At 66.6% G+C, this 19,935-nt stretch carries 18 protein-coding genes; 14 read left to right on the forward strand and 4 right to left on the reverse strand.

Features of this window, described 5'->3' with window-relative positions; all coding sequences use genetic code 11:
* The first annotated feature begins 75 nt into the window (after positions 1-75).
* A complete protein-coding gene (locus tag FQU96_RS38450; protein ID WP_255468824.1) occupies positions 76-1,656 on the forward strand; it encodes an ABC transporter substrate-binding protein in 1,581 nt (526 codons plus the stop codon).
* Between the two features lie 175 nt (positions 1,657-1,831).
* Positions 1,832-2,260, forward strand: a complete 429-nt coding sequence (locus FQU96_RS38455; RefSeq protein WP_146546723.1) for a RidA family protein — start codon at positions 1,832-1,834, stop codon at positions 2,258-2,260.
* A 37-nt stretch (positions 2,261-2,297) separates the two neighbouring features.
* Here the strand turns inward: FQU96_RS38455 and FQU96_RS38460 are convergent, their stop codons facing one another.
* Positions 2,298-3,635 (reverse strand): tetratricopeptide repeat protein, encoded by a 1,338-nt coding sequence (locus FQU96_RS38460; RefSeq protein ID WP_178131065.1) that lies wholly within the window; start codon positions 3,633-3,635, stop codon positions 2,298-2,300.
* Between the two features lie 178 nt (positions 3,636-3,813).
* Here FQU96_RS38460 and FQU96_RS38465 point away from each other — a divergent pair, with 178 nt between their 5' ends.
* Complete coding sequence (locus FQU96_RS38465; RefSeq protein ID WP_146546725.1) at positions 3,814-5,391, forward strand: ABC transporter substrate-binding protein; 1,578 nt, start codon at positions 3,814-3,816, stop codon at positions 5,389-5,391.
* A gap of 116 nt (positions 5,392-5,507) precedes the next feature.
* Positions 5,508-6,008 (forward strand): GNAT family acetyltransferase, encoded by a 501-nt coding sequence (locus FQU96_RS38470; RefSeq protein ID WP_218575042.1) that lies wholly within the window; start codon positions 5,508-5,510, stop codon positions 6,006-6,008.
* A gap of 21 nt (positions 6,009-6,029) precedes the next feature.
* Here FQU96_RS38470 and FQU96_RS38475 read toward each other — a convergent pair whose 3' ends face one another.
* Both FQU96_RS38475 and FQU96_RS38480 read right to left on the reverse strand, forming a co-directional pair.
* Positions 6,030-7,028, reverse strand: coding sequence for a hypothetical protein (locus FQU96_RS38475; protein WP_146546727.1), 999 nt, complete (start codon positions 7,026-7,028; stop codon positions 6,030-6,032).
* Positions 7,025-8,209, reverse strand: coding sequence for a CDP-alcohol phosphatidyltransferase family protein (locus FQU96_RS38480; protein WP_218575043.1), 1,185 nt, complete (start codon positions 8,207-8,209; stop codon positions 7,025-7,027). The genes FQU96_RS38475 and FQU96_RS38480 overlap by 4 nt, the downstream gene beginning before the upstream one ends.
* A 174-nt stretch (positions 8,210-8,383) precedes the next feature.
* On the opposite strand from FQU96_RS38480, the gene FQU96_RS38485 reads away from it, so the two are divergent.
* The 7 genes from FQU96_RS38485 (at position 8,384) to FQU96_RS38515 (ending at position 15,044) form a co-directional block, all read left to right on the forward strand.
* The gene (locus FQU96_RS38485; protein ID WP_218575044.1) at positions 8,384-8,716 is read left to right on the forward strand and encodes a hypothetical protein; all 333 of its coding nucleotides are present in this window, start codon (positions 8,384-8,386) and stop codon (positions 8,714-8,716) included.
* Positions 8,717-8,742: 26 nt separating this feature from the next.
* On the forward strand, positions 8,743-9,654 hold the full coding sequence (locus tag FQU96_RS38490) for a metallophosphoesterase (RefSeq protein ID WP_178131066.1): 912 nt from the start codon (positions 8,743-8,745) through the stop codon (positions 9,652-9,654).
* 113 nt (positions 9,655-9,767) lie between these two features.
* Positions 9,768-10,214, forward strand: a complete 447-nt coding sequence (locus tag FQU96_RS38495; RefSeq protein ID WP_146546729.1) for an HIT family protein — start codon at positions 9,768-9,770, stop codon at positions 10,212-10,214.
* A gap of 10 nt (positions 10,215-10,224) precedes the next feature.
* Positions 10,225-11,505, forward strand: a complete 1,281-nt coding sequence (gene lptF / locus FQU96_RS38500) for an LPS export ABC transporter permease LptF (RefSeq protein ID WP_146546730.1) — start codon at positions 10,225-10,227, stop codon at positions 11,503-11,505.
* A gap of 10 nt (positions 11,506-11,515) precedes the next feature.
* Positions 11,516-12,601: an LPS export ABC transporter permease LptG gene (gene lptG, locus FQU96_RS38505; RefSeq protein ID WP_146546731.1), complete on the forward strand. Its 1,086-nt coding sequence runs from the start codon at positions 11,516-11,518 to the stop codon at positions 12,599-12,601.
* Between the two features lie 17 nt (positions 12,602-12,618).
* Complete coding sequence (locus FQU96_RS38510) at positions 12,619-13,932, forward strand: CDP-alcohol phosphatidyltransferase family protein (protein WP_146546732.1); 1,314 nt, start codon at positions 12,619-12,621, stop codon at positions 13,930-13,932.
* A 113-nt stretch (positions 13,933-14,045) separates the two neighbouring features.
* Positions 14,046-15,044 (forward strand): tripartite tricarboxylate transporter substrate binding protein, encoded by a 999-nt coding sequence (locus FQU96_RS38515; RefSeq protein WP_178131068.1) that lies wholly within the window; start codon positions 14,046-14,048, stop codon positions 15,042-15,044.
* A 12-nt stretch (positions 15,045-15,056) separates the two neighbouring features.
* Here the strand turns inward: FQU96_RS38515 and FQU96_RS38520 are convergent, their stop codons facing one another.
* Positions 15,057-15,983, reverse strand: coding sequence for a LysR family transcriptional regulator (locus tag FQU96_RS38520; protein ID WP_178131070.1), 927 nt, complete (start codon positions 15,981-15,983; stop codon positions 15,057-15,059).
* A gap of 119 nt (positions 15,984-16,102) precedes the next feature.
* On the opposite strand from FQU96_RS38520, the gene FQU96_RS38525 reads away from it, so the two are divergent.
* The 3 genes from FQU96_RS38525 (at position 16,103) to FQU96_RS38535 (ending at position 19,931) form a co-directional block, all read left to right on the forward strand.
* Complete coding sequence (locus tag FQU96_RS38525; protein WP_146546735.1) at positions 16,103-17,710, forward strand: FAD-dependent monooxygenase; 1,608 nt, start codon at positions 16,103-16,105, stop codon at positions 17,708-17,710.
* 165 nt (positions 17,711-17,875) lie between these two features.
* Entirely contained in the window at positions 17,876-18,742 is an 867-nt protein-coding gene (locus FQU96_RS38530) for a sterol desaturase family protein (RefSeq protein WP_218575045.1), read from the forward strand.
* Between the two features lie 34 nt (positions 18,743-18,776).
* On the forward strand, positions 18,777-19,931 hold the full coding sequence (locus FQU96_RS38535) for a dATP pyrophosphohydrolase (RefSeq protein ID WP_218575046.1): 1,155 nt from the start codon (positions 18,777-18,779) through the stop codon (positions 19,929-19,931).
* The last annotated feature ends 4 nt before the right edge of the window (positions 19,932-19,935 follow it).

Genomic DNA, 19,935 nt, shown 5'->3' on the forward strand with positions numbered 1-19,935 from the left:
TCTTGCGCGCCTTGGCGTGCAAGTTGCTAGACTTTCCTCCTCCCACTGACATGGGCGAGACGAGAGGAGGGGGAAATGGCGGTATTCGGGCGGATGATGGTGGTGGCAGCCGGCGTGGCCGCGGGACTGGCGCTGTCGGCGTCGGCACTGGCGCAGTCGACCTTGCGCGTGGTGATGCACTCGGATCTCAAGAGCTTCGATCCGGTGTGGAGCGGCGCCTATATCGTGCGCAATCACGGCTACCTGGTGTGGGACACCTTGTTCGCGATGGACGAGAAGTTCCAGATCAAGCCGCAGATGGTCGACAAGTACGCGCCCAGCGACGACGGCCTGACCTGGACCTTCACCCTGCGCGACGGGCTGGAGTGGCACGACGGCACGCCGGTCACCGCCGAGGATTGCATCGCCTCGCTCAAGCGCTGGGCAGCGCGCGACTCGATGGGCCAGAAGCTGGCGCAGTCGGTGAAGACGTGGGAGGTGGTCGACGCCAAGACCTTCCGCCTCGTGCTCAAGGATCAGTTCGGCCAGGTCGTCGAGTCGCTGGGCAAACCCAGCGTCGTGGTGCCGTTCATCATGCCCAAGCGGATGGCCGAGACCGATGCGTTCAAGGCCGTGGACGAGGTCATCGGCTCGGGCCCCTTCATCTTCAAGAAGGACGAATGGAAGCCGGGCGAAAAGGTGGTCTACGTCAAGAACCCGAAGTACAAGCCGCGCGCCGAGCCGGCCTCGGGTCTGGCCGGTGGCAAGGTCGTGAAGCTCGATCGCGTCGAGTGGGTCTGGATCCCCGATCCGCAGACCCAGGTGAACGCGCTGATCGCCGGCGAGGTCGACATGATCGAGAGCGTCGCCAACGACCTGGTGCCGCTGCTGGAAAAGGAGAAGGACGTCACCCTGATCAAGCAGAGCGTCGGCAACCAGTATACGTTCCGGCCCAACTGGCTGATCCCGCCGTTCAACAATCCCAAGATCCGCCAGGCCGCCATGATGGCGCTGAACCAGGAGGACTTCCTGAAGGGCATCATCGGCGATCCGCGCTACTGGCGGACCTGCAAGACGATCTTCCCCTGTGGCTCGCCGTTGGCCACAGACGCCGGCATGGCCGGCTGGATCGAAGGCAACGCCGCCAAGGCCAAACAGATGCTGCAGGAAGCGGGTTATGACGGCACGACGGTTGTGATCCCGTACCCGACTGACCTGCAGGTGATCGGCAATATGGGACCGATCGCGAAGTCGCTGCTGGAGCGGGCCGGCTTCAAGGTCGAGGTCCAGCCTGCTGATTGGCAGAGCATGGTCAATCGCCTGATCAGCAAGAAGGGGCCGCCGTCGGAGGGCGGTTGGAGCGCCTACCTCACGAGCTGGAGTCATGTCGACATTCTCGATCCGCTGATGGCGCCCATGCTGGTGTCGACCTGCGACAAGGCGCGCGCCGGCTGGCCGTGCGACGAGAAGATGGAAAAGCTGCGCGATGCCTATGCCCGTGAACTCGACCCCGCGAAGAAAAAGGCGATCGCTGAAGAGGTGCAGGCCTACAATCGCGAGATCGTGACCTACGTGAATCTCGGCGAGTGGTTCGGCGTCTCCGCCGTGCGCAAGAACGTGAGCATGCCCGCCGTGCCGCCGCCCGTCACCGCGTTCTGGGGCATCGAGAAGAAGTAGAGCATTGCGTCTCCCCGCGCCGGCGGGAGACCATGATGTGCTCGCCAGGTCGCGAGATCTCGCGTCGGTCAAAACAGCACGCGGCAGAACAGGCGCTGCCGTGTCAGCGCCGATGTCGCTGCGGATCCCGCAAGGAGTATATTCAAAGCGACATGCTCGAGCTGAAGAGGTTGCCATGATCACCACGCTTGCTCCCGCCGAATGGCCGCGCCCCAAAGGCTATGCCAACGGCATGACCACCATCGGCCCGGGCCAACTGATCGTGCTGGCCGGCCAGATCGGCTGGAATGATGCCGGCGTGTTCGAGACCGATGATTTCGCCGGTCAGTGCCACCAGGCCTTCCGCAACATTGCGCGCCTGTTGCGCGAAGCGGGCGCCGGTCCCGAGCACGTCCTGAAGCTGACGTGGTTCGTCACCCGCAAGGACGAGTACGTCGCCGCCGGTCGCGATCTCGGCGCCGCCTATCGCGACGTGTTCGGCCGCCATTTTCCGGCGATGTCGGTGATCTTCGTCTCGGCCCTGGTCGAGGATCGCGCCAAGGTCGAGATCGAAGCCACGGCCTTCCTGCCGGTCCAGGCACCCCTCAACCAGGAAGGGCCGTAGCCGATCGCATCGCCGGCGTCGTCTCACCCGCGGCGGGTCACCGGAATCGCGGCATGCCCACGCCCGAGGCGCACATCTTCCACGCATCGATGCGCCGCTGGCGGTCGGCCGGGGTGTCGCCGGTGCGGTCGATGTAGGGATTGGCCCGGCAGACGCTGATGCACAGCGAATGTCCTTGCGCCTCGCAATAGCCGCCGATGGCAGTGATCGCGGCCGCGACCTCGGCTGCCCGGTTGAAGTCGGGTACGCGTTGCCAGGGCTGCGGTACGACGCCGGGCGGCAGTTCGAAATGCCGGCGTGTATCGCCGGACAGCGATGCCACGATCGCCCGCGTCTCGCCGTCGGCGGTCACCGGTGGCAGTTCGAAGGCCGCGGCCAACGCGTCGGCGGCGGTCATCGGCCGCCAGGCAGCGGCACGGCGCCGGGCTTCCGCCAGATCGGCGCTCGACATCGTCTCCTGCAGGCGCGCTTGCGTGCTCGAAGGTCCCGGCGTCCCGGGACGGCGTGTCGCGATCAGGACCCACATGTAGGCCTGTACCGGATCCGGCGCGACGATCGTGCGGTTGTCGCGCACCAGACCTTCGTCGAACAGCCGGATCGCGCGTTCGACGGCCGGGGCGTGCGCCAGGTGCGCCGCCCGCATCAGCCAGACATAACCTTCCGCCGGGTCGAACGCTTTGCCCGTGCCATCCAGCAGCATCCGGCTCAGTGTCGCCATCGCCTGGGGATCACCGCTGGCCGCGGTGCGCCGATGGATCTCGATCAGGCCGGCGCGGTCGGGCGGTACGCCCGGTGCGCCCACCAGCAGTCGCCGCTCGAGCCGCTGGCGTGCGCGTATGTCGCCTGAGTCGGCAGCCTGGCGCAACAGCTGCATCGAACCGGCGACATCGCGTGCGACGCCGCGGCCATAGAGCATCATCTCCGACAGGGCCACCCGTGCGGTCGCACTGCCGGCCCGTGCCGATCCTTGCAGCACGGTCGCGATGCGGGTCTCGTCGGCGGCCGGCTCCAACCCGTCGCTGCGCAGATCGTTGTAGCGCAGCGCCGCCTCGGGATTGCCTTGCTCCGCCGAACGGCCGAACCAGCCGATGGCGCTGCGCGCACCATTGCCGCCGGCAAACCCGTTGCCCGAGGCAAGACGGCTCGCCAGCAGGTGTTGCGCCAAGCGGTCGCCCTGCACGGCGCGTTCCAGCAGCCGCAAGTCCTCGGCCGGCAGCGGACATGTCGTGAGCACCTTGAGGAGGCCGCAGCGCGACTGCAGGTCCTTCAGCGTCGCGGGTGCGTGGTCGACATCGTAGCGTCCGTCCTGTGCCACGGCCGGTGGCGCGAGAAGGATCAGCACCATCAGCAGCCCGTACGCCGACCGCCTCACCATGACTCCCCCGATTCTTTGTTGTCGTTGACGTGCTGCCATTAGGAGGCAGGCGCGACCGCCGGTCAACGCGCGGAGTTCCTTTCGCCGCAGACACCGTCTAGGCTGCTCGGTCTGCGTCGTATCAAGCGTCGATTGGCTCAAACACCGTAGTGTCCATCCCCCGAGACGGAGGTCAGCCATGGTGGGGCGGTTCCGGCACAGCCTGATTCGCTGGGCGTTCGCGTTGGGTGCGGCATGTCTGGGCACGGCGGCATCAGCCCAGACGTTGCGGGTGGTGATGCACTCCGACATCAAGGTGCTCGATCCGGTATGGAGCGGCGCCTACATCGTGCGCAACCATGGCTACCTGGTCTACGACACGCTGTTTGCGCTCGATGCGGCACTGCAGCCCAAGCCGCAGATGGTGGAGTCCTGGGTTGCCAGCGAAGACCGCAAGATCTACCGCTTCGTCCTGCGGGAGGGCCTGTTGTGGCACGACGGCCAGCCGGTGACGGCCGAGGACTGTATCGCCTCGATACGGCGCTGGGGTGCGCGCGATCCGATGGGCCAGAAGCTGCTGCAGTTCACCCAGGAGATGAAGGCGCTCGATGCCCGCACCTTCGAACTGGTGATGAAGGTGCCCTACGGCCTAGTCGTCGAATCGCTGGCCAAGCCCAGCGTCAACACGCCCTTCATGATGCCCCGGCGCGTCGCCGAGACCGATCCCTTCAAGCAGATCGACGACTATACCGGCTCCGGTCCGTTCATCCTCAAGCGCGACGAGTGGAAACCGGGCGAGCGCATCGTCTACATCAAGAACCCCAAGTACAAGCCGCGTGCCGAGCCGGCCTCGGGCCTGGCCGGTGGCAAGGTGGTGAAGGTCGATCGCATCGAGTGGCTGGCGATGCCCGACTCACAGACGATGGTCAACGCGTTGCTGGCCGGCGAAATCGATATCATCGAGCAGGTGCCGTACGACCTGCTGCCGCTGGTGGAGAAGGAAAAGGACATCGTGCTGGTCAAGAGCGTGAGCCCGAACCAGTACGTGTTCCGGCCCAATTGGCTGCATCCGCCGTTCAACAACGAGAAGGTGCGCCAGGCGGCCATGATGGCATTGAACCAGGAAGACTTCCTGAAGGCGGTGAATGGCGATCCACGTTTCTATCGCACCTGCAAGGCGATGTTCACCTGCGGCACGCCGCTGGAATCGGTGGCCGGCATGCAGGGCAAGACCGAGTCCAACGTCGCGGCGGCGCGGGCGCTGTTGAAGGAAGGCGGCTACGACGGCACGCCGGTCGTGCTGCTGCACGCCAGCGACTCACCGCCGCTCGCCCCGCTGTCGCCGGTGGCCAAGAGCCTGTTCGAGCGCGCCGGCTTCAAGGTCGATATGCAGTCCAGCGACTGGCAGTCGCTGGTGAACCGGCTGCTGACCAAGAAGGGGCCGGTCGCGGAAGGTGGCTGGAGCGCATTCTTCACGTACTGGTCGCAGGCCGATCTGCTCGACCCGCTCATGACGCCTTTTCTCCAGTCCAATTGCGAGAAGGCCCGCGCCGGCTGGCCCTGCGACGAGACCATGGAGCAGTTGCGCGAGAAATACGCACTGGAAACCAACCCGGCGAAGAAGCGCGCCATCGCCGACGAGGTGCAGACTCGCGCGATGACGATCATCACGCATGTGCCGCTGGGTGAGTCATTCCCGGTCGCCGGCCTGCGCAGCAATCTCGGCGGCTGGATCAACGCGCCCGTCACGGTGTTCTGGAACGTGACGAAGAAGTAATCGCCTCCGCGTGCGCGGCTTCCCGACGAGACGCCCGGGGGCGCTTTTGCGTCACCCGGGACGCAGGAACCAACAGGCAGTGCCCAGCGTTGTCCATGACACAACGACACGGACCCATGGAACTCATCTCCCGGATCGTCTTTGGCCTGGCGGGCACGCTCCTGATGCTGCTTGCGGCGGCCCTGGGGTTCTACGGAATCTATGATTTCGTAGTCAGCGCCAGCGGGTCGCTGGCCGCGGGTGGCGAGGCTTTGCTGCGCGCGATCGGCTACCTGGTGGTGGCGATCGCGGTATTCGACGTCTCGAAGTACCTCATCGAGGAAGAAGTCGTGCGTGGCCGCGAGCTGCGCGCCGCGTCCGAGGCCCGGCGCAGCCTGACCAAGTTCGTCTCCACCATCGCCATCGCGGTCTTCCTCGAAGGCCTGGTCACCGTGTTCCGCGTCAGCAAGGATCAGGTGGCGGAGATGATCTACCCGACGCTCCTGCTGATCACCGGCATTCTGATCGTTCTCGGCCTGGGTGTGTATCAGCGCCTCAGCGCCAGCGTGGAACGGGAGGTCGAGCACCGCGACCAGCGCGACGGCGAAGCGACGCCGGATCGGCCAAAACGCAAGTAGGCAGGCCTCGTTCCGGCGGCGTTAGCGGAATGCGCCCTTGCGCCAGTAGCGGACCGCCAGCACCGGCGAGGCGAGCAGAGGGTGGCGGCGCTGCCAGTCGCTCATGTCCACGCGCACGCCGGAGTGCCGCTGGATCTTCCAGGCGACGTAATCGGCGCCGCCTTCGAACGTGAACACTGCCTTCATCAAGCGCAGGATGTTGAGCGTCTTGCCCAGCCACCGCCGCCGGATCCAGGCGCGCCGCGTGCGGCGCTGGACGTCTGCACCGGCAACCGGCGCAAAGCGCCCGTCAGCGTCGCTCACCGACGGAAAGCCGGCGGCAGCCAGTGCCGCGGGCGTCAACTCCGTGTAGCGGGCGGCGTGCGCGTCGTGAACGTGGGCTGGCCGTTCAGCCGATTCGGGACGCAGTTCGGCGCCGTAGCTTTCGCTGAAGACACGCACCCACAGGTCGCGGGCGCTGAAGGACGTCGCAAACAGCGGCGCCGTGGTCTTGACGGCGGTGGTCACGGCATCGGCCAGCGACTCGACGAGCGCGTCACGCATGCCGGACCGGGCGAACGGCACGGCGGTGGGCTGACAGAACCGGCCCCAGAAATAGTTCTGCAGCGTGTCCTCTTTCACGAGGCGCCGAAACTGTGCCAGCGTGACGATGGCGTACTTGCAGCGCACCCGGGTGCCGTCGTACGGCACCTCGAGATAGAAGACGTTGGGCGGCAGGAACCGGTTGCCGAGCGCCGCCAGCGCGCCGGTGTTGGCACGCCGGACATCATCGACGACGGCATAGAAATCCATCAGCCGTTCCTCGGCCCGGCCAGGACCGACGACGGTGCCATCGCCGTCGTCGGCCGGTCGCAGGCAGGAACCGTAGAACAGTGTCGCCAACAGGCAGCTTTTGTGGCGCGCCACGATCGCATCGCTCATGGCGCGCGCCGCGGCGCTCACCGTCTGGTTGGCCTCGCGTGCCAGCAACGCCCGCAGCGTCGCGTATGCATCGCCGCGAGCCATGATCGACGTGGTCATGCCGCGGCGCCGGAGCCGGCCAGATACGACGCCACCGCCCGGCCGCGCCGGCGCTCGGCGAAGGCCTGCATGATGCGCACGGCGTGAAAGCCGATACAAAGCACGGTCCACATGGCGACAGCGGCCAGGCCGACGTCGGGCCGACCAAGCAGCGTGAAGACCGACAGGATGATCAGGTTGGGGTTGCGCCGTGCCGTGATCAGGCGCGAGAGGGCATCGATCGGCCGCCAGGTGAACATCTCGAACTTGAAGGCCCACAGGAAGATGCCTTCTTCGATGCGGCCCAGGATGTAGCCCGCGATCACGATCAGCATCGCGATCTGCATGCCGGGCAGCGATGCGAAGGTCAGTGTGCCCAATCCCCAGTACCAGGCAAACCACCAGAACGGTGGATGCACCAGGTCGGTGCCGTGGTCGAAGACGTTGCCCCATTTCGACGAGGTCAACGTCACCCGCGCCAGCTTGCCGTCGACGGTATCGAGGAAGCACATCGCCCAGGCAAACAGCAGGCCCGACAGGAACCAGCCGAACCAGAACAGCAGTGTCGCGGCAACGACGCACAGAAAGCTGACCAGCGTGACGGCATTGGGCGAGATGCCGAGCGCCGCGCACCAGCGGGTGACCACCAGAGCGGGCGCTGGCCAGACATATTTGGTCACGACGTCGGTCAGGCCTTTGTAGGAGGCCATGAACATGTGACGCTCGATCGCAGCCACCGACATCTCCTGGGTCGAGAGCACGTAGGGCGGCACGTTGTTGCGCAGATTTTTGCGGTAGGACACACCAAGCGAATCGGGCGAGACGACCTGCAGCCCCAGAGCTTGGGCATCGGCGGCGCCAGGGGACGGCGAGGACAGCAAGGCGTAGGCGGCCGCCGCCTTGGCCGCCGGCACCGTGACGGCGACCAGCCGACCCGACCCGGGCGCCTGTAGCGCGATGTCGTTGCGGTCGACCAATGGCCGCGCCAGTGCGTCGTCGAACAGGTGGTCGGCGCGCAGCAAGGTGACCTGCCCGTGTTCAGGCCAACTCTCGCCGTCGTCGAGGATCGTCGTGACGCCCACCCGGCCGAACATCCGGCGCAGGCGCTCCAGCGCCGGCTGCGAGAACGGCCGCGCCTGCGCGTGGCCGACGAGGCAGACGGTCGGCGTGCTGGTCGAGAGGTCGGAACGGGTGTCGGTCACGGTGTCGTCAGGGGGCAAACCGACCATCATCCGGTGTGGTCGTTGGGTCAGGTTTAGGCAAGAACGCCCTCAGCCGCAAGACGGCGCTGCTGCCGCCGCAGGGCGGGGGATGTCCGAAGGCCCCATATGAGGCCAAGGCTCGATTGTCCGGGCCAACCGTGGCAAACTGCACGCATGCGCTATGAAACGGCGAAATCGATGGACCGGCCGGCCACCATGACCCTGGATTCCGGGGTTGAGGCTCTGGGAGGACCGGTGTCCGGCGAGGTTTTGTCCCCCGTCAGCCTGCTGACCGTTCAGTTTCTGGCCTGGATTGCCGCCGCACCCCGCACGCACGCCGATGTCATGGATGCCTGGCGCAGCACGTGCCCACGCCAGTCGGTCTGGGAAGACTCGGTCATCGATGGGCTGGTAACATTCGCCGGAGAAACAAAAAGCGTGATGCTCACAGCGCACGGCAAGGCCGTCCTGCATGCCAGCGCGCAACCGGACATTGGCCGCCGTTGACGTCACCTGTGTTCACATTCACCCACTTGTCTGACCCCCACCTGCCGCTGCCGCCGGTGCGGATGCACGAGCTGCTGTCCAAGCGTGTCACCGGCTGGCTGTCATGGACACGCCGCCGGCGGTTCATGCTTCGACCCGATGCGCTGGCGGCCACCATGGCGGATATCGGCGCCGCCAAGCCGGATCACATCGTCGTCACCGGCGATCTCGTGAATATTTCGACCGTGGAGGAGTTTCGCCAGGCTGCGGACTGGTTGACCCGCCTGGGCCCGCCTGACCATGTGACGGCCATCCCCGGCAACCATGACGCCTATGTCCGCACGCCGCCAGGCGAAGGGTTCGATCTGTGGGCCCCCTACATGGTCGGCGACGGTGCGCCGGCGTCGGCACGCCCGGAGTTTCCTGCGGTGCGCCGGCGCGGCCCGGTCGCCTTTGTCGGGCTCAGCACGGCGGTACCAATGCCGATGCTCGTCGCCGCCGGTACGTTGGGTGCCGAACAGATCGCGCGCTTCGAGGCGGTCATGCGCGATCTGGCTGTTGCTGGCCTGTGCCGCGTCGTGCTGATCCATCACCCGCCGCAGATCGGTGGCGCCAAGCCGCGCAAGGCGCTCACCGATGCCGCGGCGTTTCGGGCAGCGGTCGAACGCGTCGGTGCCGAGCTGGTCCTGCATGGCCACAACCACCGTACCCAACTCGGCCGCATCGATACGCCGCAGGGCGGCGTGCCGGTCCTGGGCGCGGCGTCGGCATCGGCCGCACCGGGGACACGCTATGGCGCCGGTGGGTATAACCTGATCCGGGTATCGGCGCAGGACACGGGCTGGGCCATCGACATCGAGGTCCGCACCATTGCCGACGATCTGGCTGGCTGCCGCACGGCGCAGCGCTTCCGGCTGGTGGCGCCGCGACCCCCGGTCGCGCCGGCGCGGGCGGCGTGAGCACACACCGCGTTGTAATTTGAGGCTATTTCGCCTACCACGCCTGCCTGACGGGTCCGGCGCGACCGGCTGATCCGGCCGCCCGCCCCAAAACCTCAAGTCTGGATCCCGACATGGCCACGCCCAACGCCACCATGACCAAGTTCGGCTATCCCTCTGGCCTGGTGGCCGAGACGGCCTACTGGAGCGTTCAGGTTCGTCCCGCCCAGGCAACGCTGGGGGCCCTGGTGCTGGTCTGCAAGGATCCCGTAACGGCCTTTTCCGACATCAGCCCGCAGGCCCATGCCGAGATGAAGGTGTTGGTCGAGCGCATCGAGCGCTGCCTCAAAAAAGCCTTCACCTACGACAAGATCAACTGGCTCATGCTGATGATGGTCGACCCTGACGTGCATTTTCACGTCCTGCCGCGTTACGCCACGGCGCGTACGTTTGGCGATCTCGAGTTCACCGACCCCGGCTGGCCGGCGGCCCCGAACATCGGCTTCAACCCGCCGCTGGGACCCACGACGCTGGCTGATCTTACCGCGCACCTGAAGCGCGTGTGGGCCGACGTCGGCTGACGAGACGGCCATGTCGCTCACGCTATCGCGGTCGATGTTGCAGCGCTTCGGGATCACCCGGATCGACCGCTACATCCTGGAGCGGGCGCTGGTGCCGCTGACGGCGTCGATCGGCATCGCGCTGGTCGCGCTGCTGCTGGAGCGCATGGTGCGGCTGATGGAGCTGCTGGTGAACCAGGGTGGCCCGGTTCTGCTGGTACTCAAGCTGCTCGCCAACCTGGTGCCGCATTATCTCGGATATGCCCTGCCGCTGGCATTGTTCCTTGGCATCACGCTCAGTGCCACACGGCTGAGCGTCGACAGCGAGCTCGACGCACTGCAGTCGGCCGGTGTCGGCCTGACGCGATTGCTGCGGCCGGTGATGTGGCTGACGGTGATGCTGACCCTGGTGATGGTATTGCTGGTCGGCTGGCTGCAGCCGCTGACGCGCTACCAGTTCCGCGCGCTGATGTGGGCGGCCACCAATTCGGCGTGGGATCTCGCCGTCGAAAAGGGGTCGTTCTTCAACGGCATCGGCAACTACACGGTGCTGATCGAGGACATGGGTGATTCGGGCCGCACGCTAAAGGGCGTGTTCGTGCAACAGCGCAAGACCGACGGCGGCGTCGTGATGATGACGGCCGAAACCGGTGAAGCGGGGCGTCTGCCGGACAGCGGCCAGATCGTGCTGAAGCTGCGTAACGGCCGGCGGGTCGAGACCGAACGTGCGTCGGACAAAGTGACGGTGCTGTCGTTCGAGCGCTTCGATCTGCCCATGGAAGTCGCCACGACCGATCCCTTCCGCGATCGCAGCGGTGAGCGCGAGCTGACCTTCTCCGAATTGCTCTGCCAACTGCGGCTGCAGCCGGCCGCGCAAGCGCCGTCGCCGCCGCCCTGGCCGTGCAGCGAAAGCGCGCAGCCCCTGCAGTTCAAGGGCAGCCGCCTGGAGTCGGAAACACATGCACGACTGGTGCGTATCCTCTCCCTGCTGTTCCTGCCCTTCATGTCGATCCCGTTGGGCCTGGCGTCGCGGCGCAGCCAGAAGGCGGCCGGCCTCGTGGTCGGCGTCATCCTGCTGGCGCTCTTCAACTACCTGCTGCAGTTCGGCGAAAAAGGGGCTGACTACGGCAGGATTTCGCCGTGGCTCGGCCTGTGGGGCCCGCTGATCGCGATGATGGCGCTGAGCTTGTTCCTGTTCTGGCTGGTGAAGGAGCGGCCCCGCGACAATCCGGTGGAGACCATGTTCGCGGCCCTGGAACGGTCGCGCGCCAATCTGACGGCGGCCGTACGCCGCGCCTTTGGGCGTGCGTGAGGGGCGGATCATGGGTGTTTCCGGCCGCTACCTCTCGCGCCTGTTCCTGCAGCGGCTGGCGCTGATCGTCTTCGGCTTCGCCTCGATGGCGTTGCTGTTCGACGTGCTCAACAACGCCGACATCATCGAGAAACGCTATGGCGACGGCTTCATGGTCGTGCCGCGCTACATGCTCTATCGCCTGCCGGAGATGGCGGCCCTGATCACGCCCTTCGCCACGCTGCTGGCGGCGCTGCTGACCTTGCTCGGCCTGGCGCAGCAGAACGAGGTGCTGGCCTTCAAGGCAGCAGGCATGTCGTTCTACCGCATGCTGCTGCTGATGATGCCGGCGACGCTGCTGGTTGCGATCGTCCATCTCGCGGTCGCCGACCAGGTGACGCCGTGGGCGAAGAAACGGCTGGCGCGATACGAGGTCGAGAAACCGACCGATGACGAAACCAACCAGCGCGACCAGGCCAAGGGCGTCTGGTTGCGCGACCCGGCATATATCGTCAACGTCACCAGCGTGCAGCGCGAGGGCCGCTATCTGAGCGGCGTCACGCTGCTGCGCCGTGATGCGTCGGCCAACGTCGTCGAGCGTATCGTGGCCGGCGGGGCGCGATATCAGCGCGGCGGCCAGTGGAAGCTGGAGAACGTCGTCACGCAGATCATCGATCCGCTGGGGCCGCGCACGACGCGGTCGGCGGACTGGCTCTGGACGTCGCCGCTGCGGCCAGGCGATTTCTTCAATCTGGCCGCCATCTCGACCCAGTTCACCACCCGCGAGCTTCTCGTGTTGCGCACCGGAGCGACCGTGGGAACGCGGCCGAGCTACACCTATGATGCTTGGTTGCAGCGGCGCCTGGCGCTGCCGGCGGTGATCATCGTCATGCTGCTGTTGGCAGCGCCCGTGGCGCAGGCGCGTGTGCGCATGTCGAGCCTTGGCGCGCGCCTGGCAGCCGGCGTCGCGTTGGGCTTCCTGTTCTTCATCACCGATGGTGTGTCGCAGGCGCTGGGTGAGTCCGGCGCCGTGGTGCCGCTGATCGCCGCCTGGGCGCCACCCATCATTTTCGCCAGTGTCGCCGGCAGTATCCTGCTGCGCATCGAAGGCTTGTAGCGGCGCGGGGGCCGGTCATGCAGGTCTGGATCGACGCCGCGGCCGCTACGCCGGGCCTGACTGTTTTCGGCATGTCGCTGGTCGAGCGCCACATCCGCGCCGCCCTGAAGAACGGCGTGCCGGCGGCGCACATCGTCATCGACAGCGGCACGGCTGCGCCGCCCTCGCTGCCGGCGGATCTCGCGGCGTTGGGCTTGCGCGTTTTGCGCGCACCGGGCGATGCCGGCACGCGGCTGGCGGCGTTCAGCGCCGGCCAGGCCGATACCGTTTTTGCCGTCAGCGCCGACAGTGTCGTCGATCCGCGCCTGTTCGCCCATCTGGCGGATCGGCGGGACAGTGTGGTTGTGACCGGCGACACGACCGTGCCGCGTGCGCTGGCGCGTACCTGGTCCGCGGTCTTCGGGGGATGGCCGGAGACCGGCTCGGCGGCCGACTGTGCGATCCTGCTGGCGGCGGGCACGGTTGTGCCCGCCGCTGCCGACATGCACGCGCTGGGTGCCGGCCTGCTGGCATCAGGCGCGGCGCGCACGCTGACGGCGGAGGGGTTCAATGCCCACGTGGCGCTGCAGCGCCGTGACGTCCCATTCTGGGTCCGTCGGGTCGGTGACGATATGGCGCGCGCCGCGGTCGAGCGGTTTCTGTTCGATGCCAGCTACAAGGGCTCGACCGACGTCTTTACCCGGTACGTCTATCCCTATCTGGTGTGGCCGCTGACCCGGCTGGCCACGCGCTGGCGCGTACATCCCAATACCATCACCTGGGTCGGCATCGTGGCCACGTTCGCCGCCGTGCCGTGTTTTGCCCTGGGATGGTGGGCCTGGGGGTTCGTGCTGGCCTATGTGATGAGCGTGCTGGATTCGGTCGATGGCAAGGTGGCGCGCCTGACGTTCACCTCGTCGGCACTCGGCAATGTGCTCGATCACGGGCTGGACATCGTGCATCCGCCGTTCTGGTACGCCGCCTGGGCCATCGGCTTGATCGGCATACCGCTGTCGGCCCTGTGGCAGGGCAGCGCCGGGCGCGATCCTCTGGTCATCGCGGCCATCGTGCTGCTGGCGCTGTACGTCGCCGACCGCCTGGTGCTGGCCGTCTACAAGTGGCGCTACAAGGGCCGCGGCCTGCACGCGCACGCGCCGATCGACGGTGCGGTGCGTGCCGTGATCGCCCGGCGCAATATCTTCCTGCCGCTGTTTCTGGTCGGCGTGGTCCTGGGACTGGGTCGCGAGACGTTCTGGCTGATTGTCGCCTGGCAGGCCGCGACGGTGGCCTGGCATGCCGGTCGCACGATCTGGATCCTGGCCCGCAGCGAGGCGCCGCACAGCGCGCACTGAACGCCATGCCGATCGGGCATCGGCCGTATTCTGATTAAGTTTTGGCGTTGGCTGTGCGTCGGGGACACGGTCTGGCGATGGCCCGCAGAGAGGCCGCGCCAGGAGGGAACATCATGGTCAGGCCCGAGCGCCGCTCGACCCGCAGGCACGTCATGCGCGGCGCTGGCGCTGCGCTGCTGGGCGGCATGGCATCCGCGCCGGCGATGGCCGATACCTGGCCCAGCCGGCCGGTGCGCATGGTGAGCCCGTCGACCGGCGGCATCACCGACCTGCACATCCGGATCGTCGCGGAAAAACTGGCGGGTCGGCTGGGCCAGCAGGTCTATGTCGACGGCAAGCCGGGGGCTACTGGTGGCATTTCGGCTCAGATCGCCGCCCAGGCGCCCGCCGACGGCTATACGTTCCTGTTTATCATCGCCAGCCTGATCGTCACCAACCCGTTCGTGTACGAAAAGCTGCTCTACGATATCGATCGCGACTTCGTGCCGGTCGCCATGATGTCCAAGGCTGGGTTCGCGTTCCTGGTGCGCGACGGCTTGCCGGTGCGCTCGATGACTGAACTGGCCGCCCACATCAAGGCCCGGCCCGGCAAGCTCACGATCGGCAACATCGCGCCGGGTAGCCTGGCGCATCTTGCGACTGAGCTCTACCTGCAGTCCTTCGACGGCAAGGTCGAACTGGTCCCGTATCGCACCATGCCGCAGGTGGTCCAGGATCTCGCGCGCGGCGATATCGATGCTTTCATGTCGCCGATCGGCGAGGCGAAGCCGACCGTGGCCGGCGGCAAGGTGCGGGCGCTCGCCATCACCACGGCGGAACGCCATGACAGCCTGCCCGACGTGCCGACAATGATCGAGCAGGGCTATGCCGACTTCGACGTTTACGGTTGGTATGGCGTGCTGGCACCAAAGAGAACGCCGCGGGCAATCGTCGAGCGCATGAACCGCGAGATCGCCAGCGTGACATCGGCCCCCGAGTATCGCGAGCGCATGATCAGTCTCGGTGCCATCCCCGGCGATACGGGTACGCCGGAAAGTTTCGAAACGATCTACAAGGCGGAAGCCCGGCGCTGGGGCGCCTTGATCCGCAGACTGGGGATCAGGCTGGAGTAGGGGCGGCGCCGATCATTCCGCATCGAGCGTCGCCGTTTTCCAGGCGCCGCTTCGGATGGCCTGCGCTGCTTGCTGGCGCAGCATCGTGGTCAGGATGCGGATGGCATTCGAGCCGGCCCGGCTTTTGGAGAAGCAGATGCGCCACGACATCGTCAGGTCCTCCAGCGGTGCCATCGAGATGGCATGATTGGCCTGGGCCTGGCGTGCCACGCTGTAAGGGGCTGCGGTCAGGCCGATGCCGGCGGCGACCAGCGCCGCCATGATGTCGGCATTGTCGTGCTCGCACCGGATGTCGACCGCTGCGCCGCTGCGCGCGATGGCCTCGTCGAGTTTCGCCCGCACGATATTGGGGCGCTGGCTGATGACCAGGGGCGCGCGCGCCAGTTCGGCGATCGATACCGGCCGCGACATCCGCAGCCGGCGTGCCGCCGGCGCAACCGCGACGATGCGTTCGGTCACCAGCGGCACGTATTGCAGGCTGCTCGCGATCGCCAGTGCCGAGACAACGGCGATATCGGCGCGTCCGTCGTCAACCGCGTCATGCAGGCTGGCGCTGATGCCGCTCATCAAGCGTACCGACGCCCGCTTGTAGCGCTGCAGGTAGTCCGTCAGCACCGGTGCCGTGACCAGCGCCCATAGCGAGGGCTGCATGCCGACAACGGTCAATCCCAGCGGCTCACCCTCGTCGGCCGCGATGTCATCCTGCAGGCGCCGCAGGTCGCGCAGCAGCCCCTCGGCGCGCCGGTGCAGCGCGCTGCCGATGTCGGTCAGTGTCACGCCGCTGGCGTGGCGTACGAACAATGGCTTGCCGATCTCGTCTTCCAGTCGGGCCACGGCGCGGCTCAGTGCCGGCTGGGCGATGCGGATGCGTTCGGCCGCACCGCTGAACGTGCCGGTGTCGGCGACAGCCACGAAGTATCGGAGTTGGCGAAAATCCACGATACGTCCTCCCCCGCAGCCAGCACATGCCGATCCGGTATCGCATCGATAGTAACAATATCTTTGTGCGATAGGGGAGGCTGACCGCATTACCGGACGATCAAACGTGCGGAGGAACGATGGCCGAGATCCGGAAGGTGCCGGTGCTGATCGTCGGGGGTGGGCCGGTCGGGTTGGCGATGACCATGGCGCTTGGCCGTTTTGGCGTGCGCTCGCTTGCCGTGGAGCGCAACCTGTCGACCACGGATCATCCCAAGTCGCGCGGCTGCTGGGTGCGGACCATGGAGATCTTCCGGCAATGGGGCGTGGAAGGCGCCATCCGCGCCCGGGGCCTGCCCGATCGCACCGATGTCTGGGCCATGATGCAGTGCGTGACCGGGCTCGAGTATGGCCGCACGCGACCCGAGCCGCGCGGCGAGGAGACGCCGGCGTGGAAGAGCCTCGTTGCCCAGGACGTCGTCGAAGAGGAACTGCTGCGCGCCGTGCGCGCCGGCGATCGTGGCACGGTGCGCTACGGCACGGAGCTGGTCGACTTCGAAGATGTCGGCTCACACGTGCGGGCACGCATCCGTGACCTGCGGACGGATACCATCGAGACCTGGGAGGCCCAATGGCTGATCGGTGCCGATGGCGCCGGCAGCGGCACGCGCCGCGCCGCCGGGATCGACATGGTGGGACCGCCATGCCTTGCCGTCATGCTCAACGACTATATCAGGGCCGATCTCTCGCGCCTGCCGGTCGCCAAGGAAGCGGCGATCATCCGTGTCATCCCGCAGGACCGGGCCGTGCCGGCGATCACATTGCTCAACACCAACGGCACCGACCGCTGGCTGATGGTGATGCGCATCGGGACCGATCGCGACGACCGCGAACGGCCGCTGGACGACCATGAGGTCGGTGGGTTTCTGCGCCCCTATATCGGCCTCGATGACCTTGAGGTGACCCGGATCAGTACGTCCGTGTGGCGCATGAGCAAGCAGGTCGCGGCCAGCTTCCGCAAAGGCAGGGTGTTGCTGGTCGGCGACGCGGCGCATCGCTTTCCGCCGACCGGCGGTTTCGGGCTGAACTCCGGCGTGCAGGACGCGCACAACCTCGCCTGGAAACTGGCCTATGTGCTGAGCGGCCGGGCGTCGCAGACGCTGCTCGACAGCTACGACCTGGAGCGGCGGCCGGTCGCGCAGTCCAACGCGGACTGGAGCCATGGCAATTCGCTGCGTTTGCCGCATGTCGAGGAGGCGTGCCGGTCGGGTGATCGTGATCGCATCGATTTCTGGCTCGACGATCTCGACAACCACCTGCACAGCATCGGCCAGTCGCTGGGCTTCCTGTACGAACAGGGCGCCGTGATCCCCGACGGATCGACTCGCCCGCCGACCTATTCGCGCTACTACGCGCCAACGGATCGGCCCGGCAGCCGCTTCCCGCATTTCTGGCTCGACGAGGCCCGCACGACCTCGAGCCTGGACTGGTTCGAGCGCGACTTCGTCCTGGTCGCCGGCGAGGACGGCGACGACTGGCTGGAGGCCGGCCGCGCGGTGTCCTCCCAGACAGGCCGGCCCCTGGGGCTGCATCGCCTGCCGCCCCAGGGCATCCGGGCCGGCTGCAGGATGGGCCGCCGCGGTGCGGTGTTGGTGCGGCCTGACGGTCATGTTGCCTGGCGGATGCCCTGGTTGCCATCCGACACCAAGGCCGCGCTGGCTGGTGCTTTTGCAGCTCTATTGCCGTGAACAGAAGCCGGCCAGCAGGCCAGATCACCAACAATGACAAGGTGTTACAGCATTTTGCGCCACCCCGTGCTTGAGGTGGTGGCGTCTTGCGACTAGATTGACTCTTTCGCGACACCCCTTCGGTGCTGCGCCCTTGGGCGTGCGCCGCCGCGAACGGAGCAACGTGTGATTCGCATCGGCTTCTGGGCCGGCAGCAAGTACAACCTGTCGCGCATGACTATGCGCGATCTGGTGCGTGCCTATTTCACCCACTACGCAGTGGTCGCCTACTTCGTGCTTGCCGCCGTTTGCCTGGCGCTGACGTTTGCCTGGATGCCGGCGTGGACGGCGCTCGATGTCGCGCGGGTGATGGGTGCCGGTGTGGCTGCGATGATCGTCTATCCGGCAGTGTGGTACATCCTGCACCGCTGGGTGCTGCACAGCCGCGTCGCCTATCGCTCGCCGCTGACCGCCAAGGTGTGGAAGCGTACGCATTTCGACCACCACCAGGATCCGCACAATCTGGGGGTGCTGTTCGGCGCGCTCTATACGACCTTGCCCACCATCGCGATCGTAACCCTGCCGCTGGGCTGGCTGATCGGCGGGCCGGCAGGGGCGGCTGCCTGTGTCGCCGGCGCACTGCTGACCACCTGCTTCTATGAATTCTGTCACAGCGCGCAACATCTGAACTATCGGCCCAAGCAGAAATGGATGCAGGAGATCAAGCGCCTGCACCTGCTGCACCACTTCCACAACGAAAACGGCAACTACGGCATCACCAACTTTGTCGTCGATCGCGTCCTGCGTACCGGCTACGACGCGGCGCGCGATCGCACCAAGAGCCCGACCGTGTTCAACCTGGGCTACGACGAGACGATGGCGGCGAAGTATCCATGGGTCGCCGCCCTGTCGACCGACGGCATCCGCGTCGGTGCCGACGGCCGGCGCTGGAAGCCCCATACGCCGCATGCCAGTGCCGACGCCATCGGCGCTGATCTCGGCTACGGCGGCGGCGGCAACGCGGCGCAGCCGCCGCGCGACAAGGCGGCTTAGGCGCGTCGCCAGCACCAGGAACCAGGCAATCGCCATGAGTACGGACGCAGAGGCGATTGTCGTAACGCCTGTCGACAATGCCCGCGACATGCGGGCATTCATCGATCTGCCCAAGCGCCTCTACCGCGGCCATGCCGGCTACGTACCGCACCTCGACATGGAGCGGCGCGATACGTTCAACCCCGCCAAGAATCCCTACTTCCAGCACGCCCAGGTCCGCTTCTGGCTGGCGCGGCGCGCCGATCGCGTCGTGGGCCGCATCTCGGCCCAGGTCGACCGGGCCCACCTCGACCGCCATGCCGATGCGACCGGCCTGTTCGGCTGCATGGATGCCGAGGATGACCCCGCCGTCTACGCCGCGCTGCTGAGCGCTGCGGAGGCGTGGCTGCGCGACAACGGCATGAAGCGCATCCGGGGCCCGCTGTCGCTCTCGATCAACGAGGAGGTCGGCCTGCAGATCGAGGGTTTCGACAGTCGCCCCATGCTGTTGATACCCTACCATCCGCCGTACGCGGCGGCCCGGGTCGAAGCGCAGGGTTATGCCAAGGCCAAGGACGTCGTCTCGTATGACTACGACGTGCAGAACGCCGAGCCCACGATCGGCCGCAAGCTGATCGAGCGCGGCGGGCTGGCCGGCCGCGTCAAGGTGCGCACCGCCGACATGAAGCGCTTCGATGCCGAGGTGCGCACGTTGCTCGACATCTTCAATGACGCCTGGTCCGACAACTGGGGCTATGTGCCGTTCACCGAGGCCGAGATCGCCGTCGCCGCCAAGACCCTGAAGCCCGTGGTCATCCGGGATCTGGCGATCTTCGTCGATGTCGATGGCGAGACGGTGGCGTTCATCGTGGCGTTGGCCAACCTCAACGAAGCGCTGTCTGACCTCGACGGCAAGTTGCTGCCGTTCGGCTGGGCCAAGCTGGCCTGGCGCCTGCTGGTCGACAAGCCGAAAAGCGCGCGCGTGCCCCTGATGGGCGTGCGCAAGAAATTCCGCAACCATCCGCTGCTGGGCGCCGGCCTGGCCATGATGGCCATCGACGCGCTGCGTGAGAACGGCAAGCGGATCGGCATGAAGACGGCGGAGCTGGGTTGGATCCTGGAGGACAACAAGCCCACCAACAACATCATCCGCTCGGTCGGCGGCAAGCTCTATAAGAAGCACCGTATCTACGAAAAGGCGTTGTCATGATCTT

Origin of the sequence: Reyranella sp. CPCC 100927 (assembly GCF_007859315.1) — a bacterium.
In the GTDB taxonomy this organism is placed as follows: domain Bacteria; phylum Pseudomonadota; class Alphaproteobacteria; order Reyranellales; family Reyranellaceae; genus Vineibacter.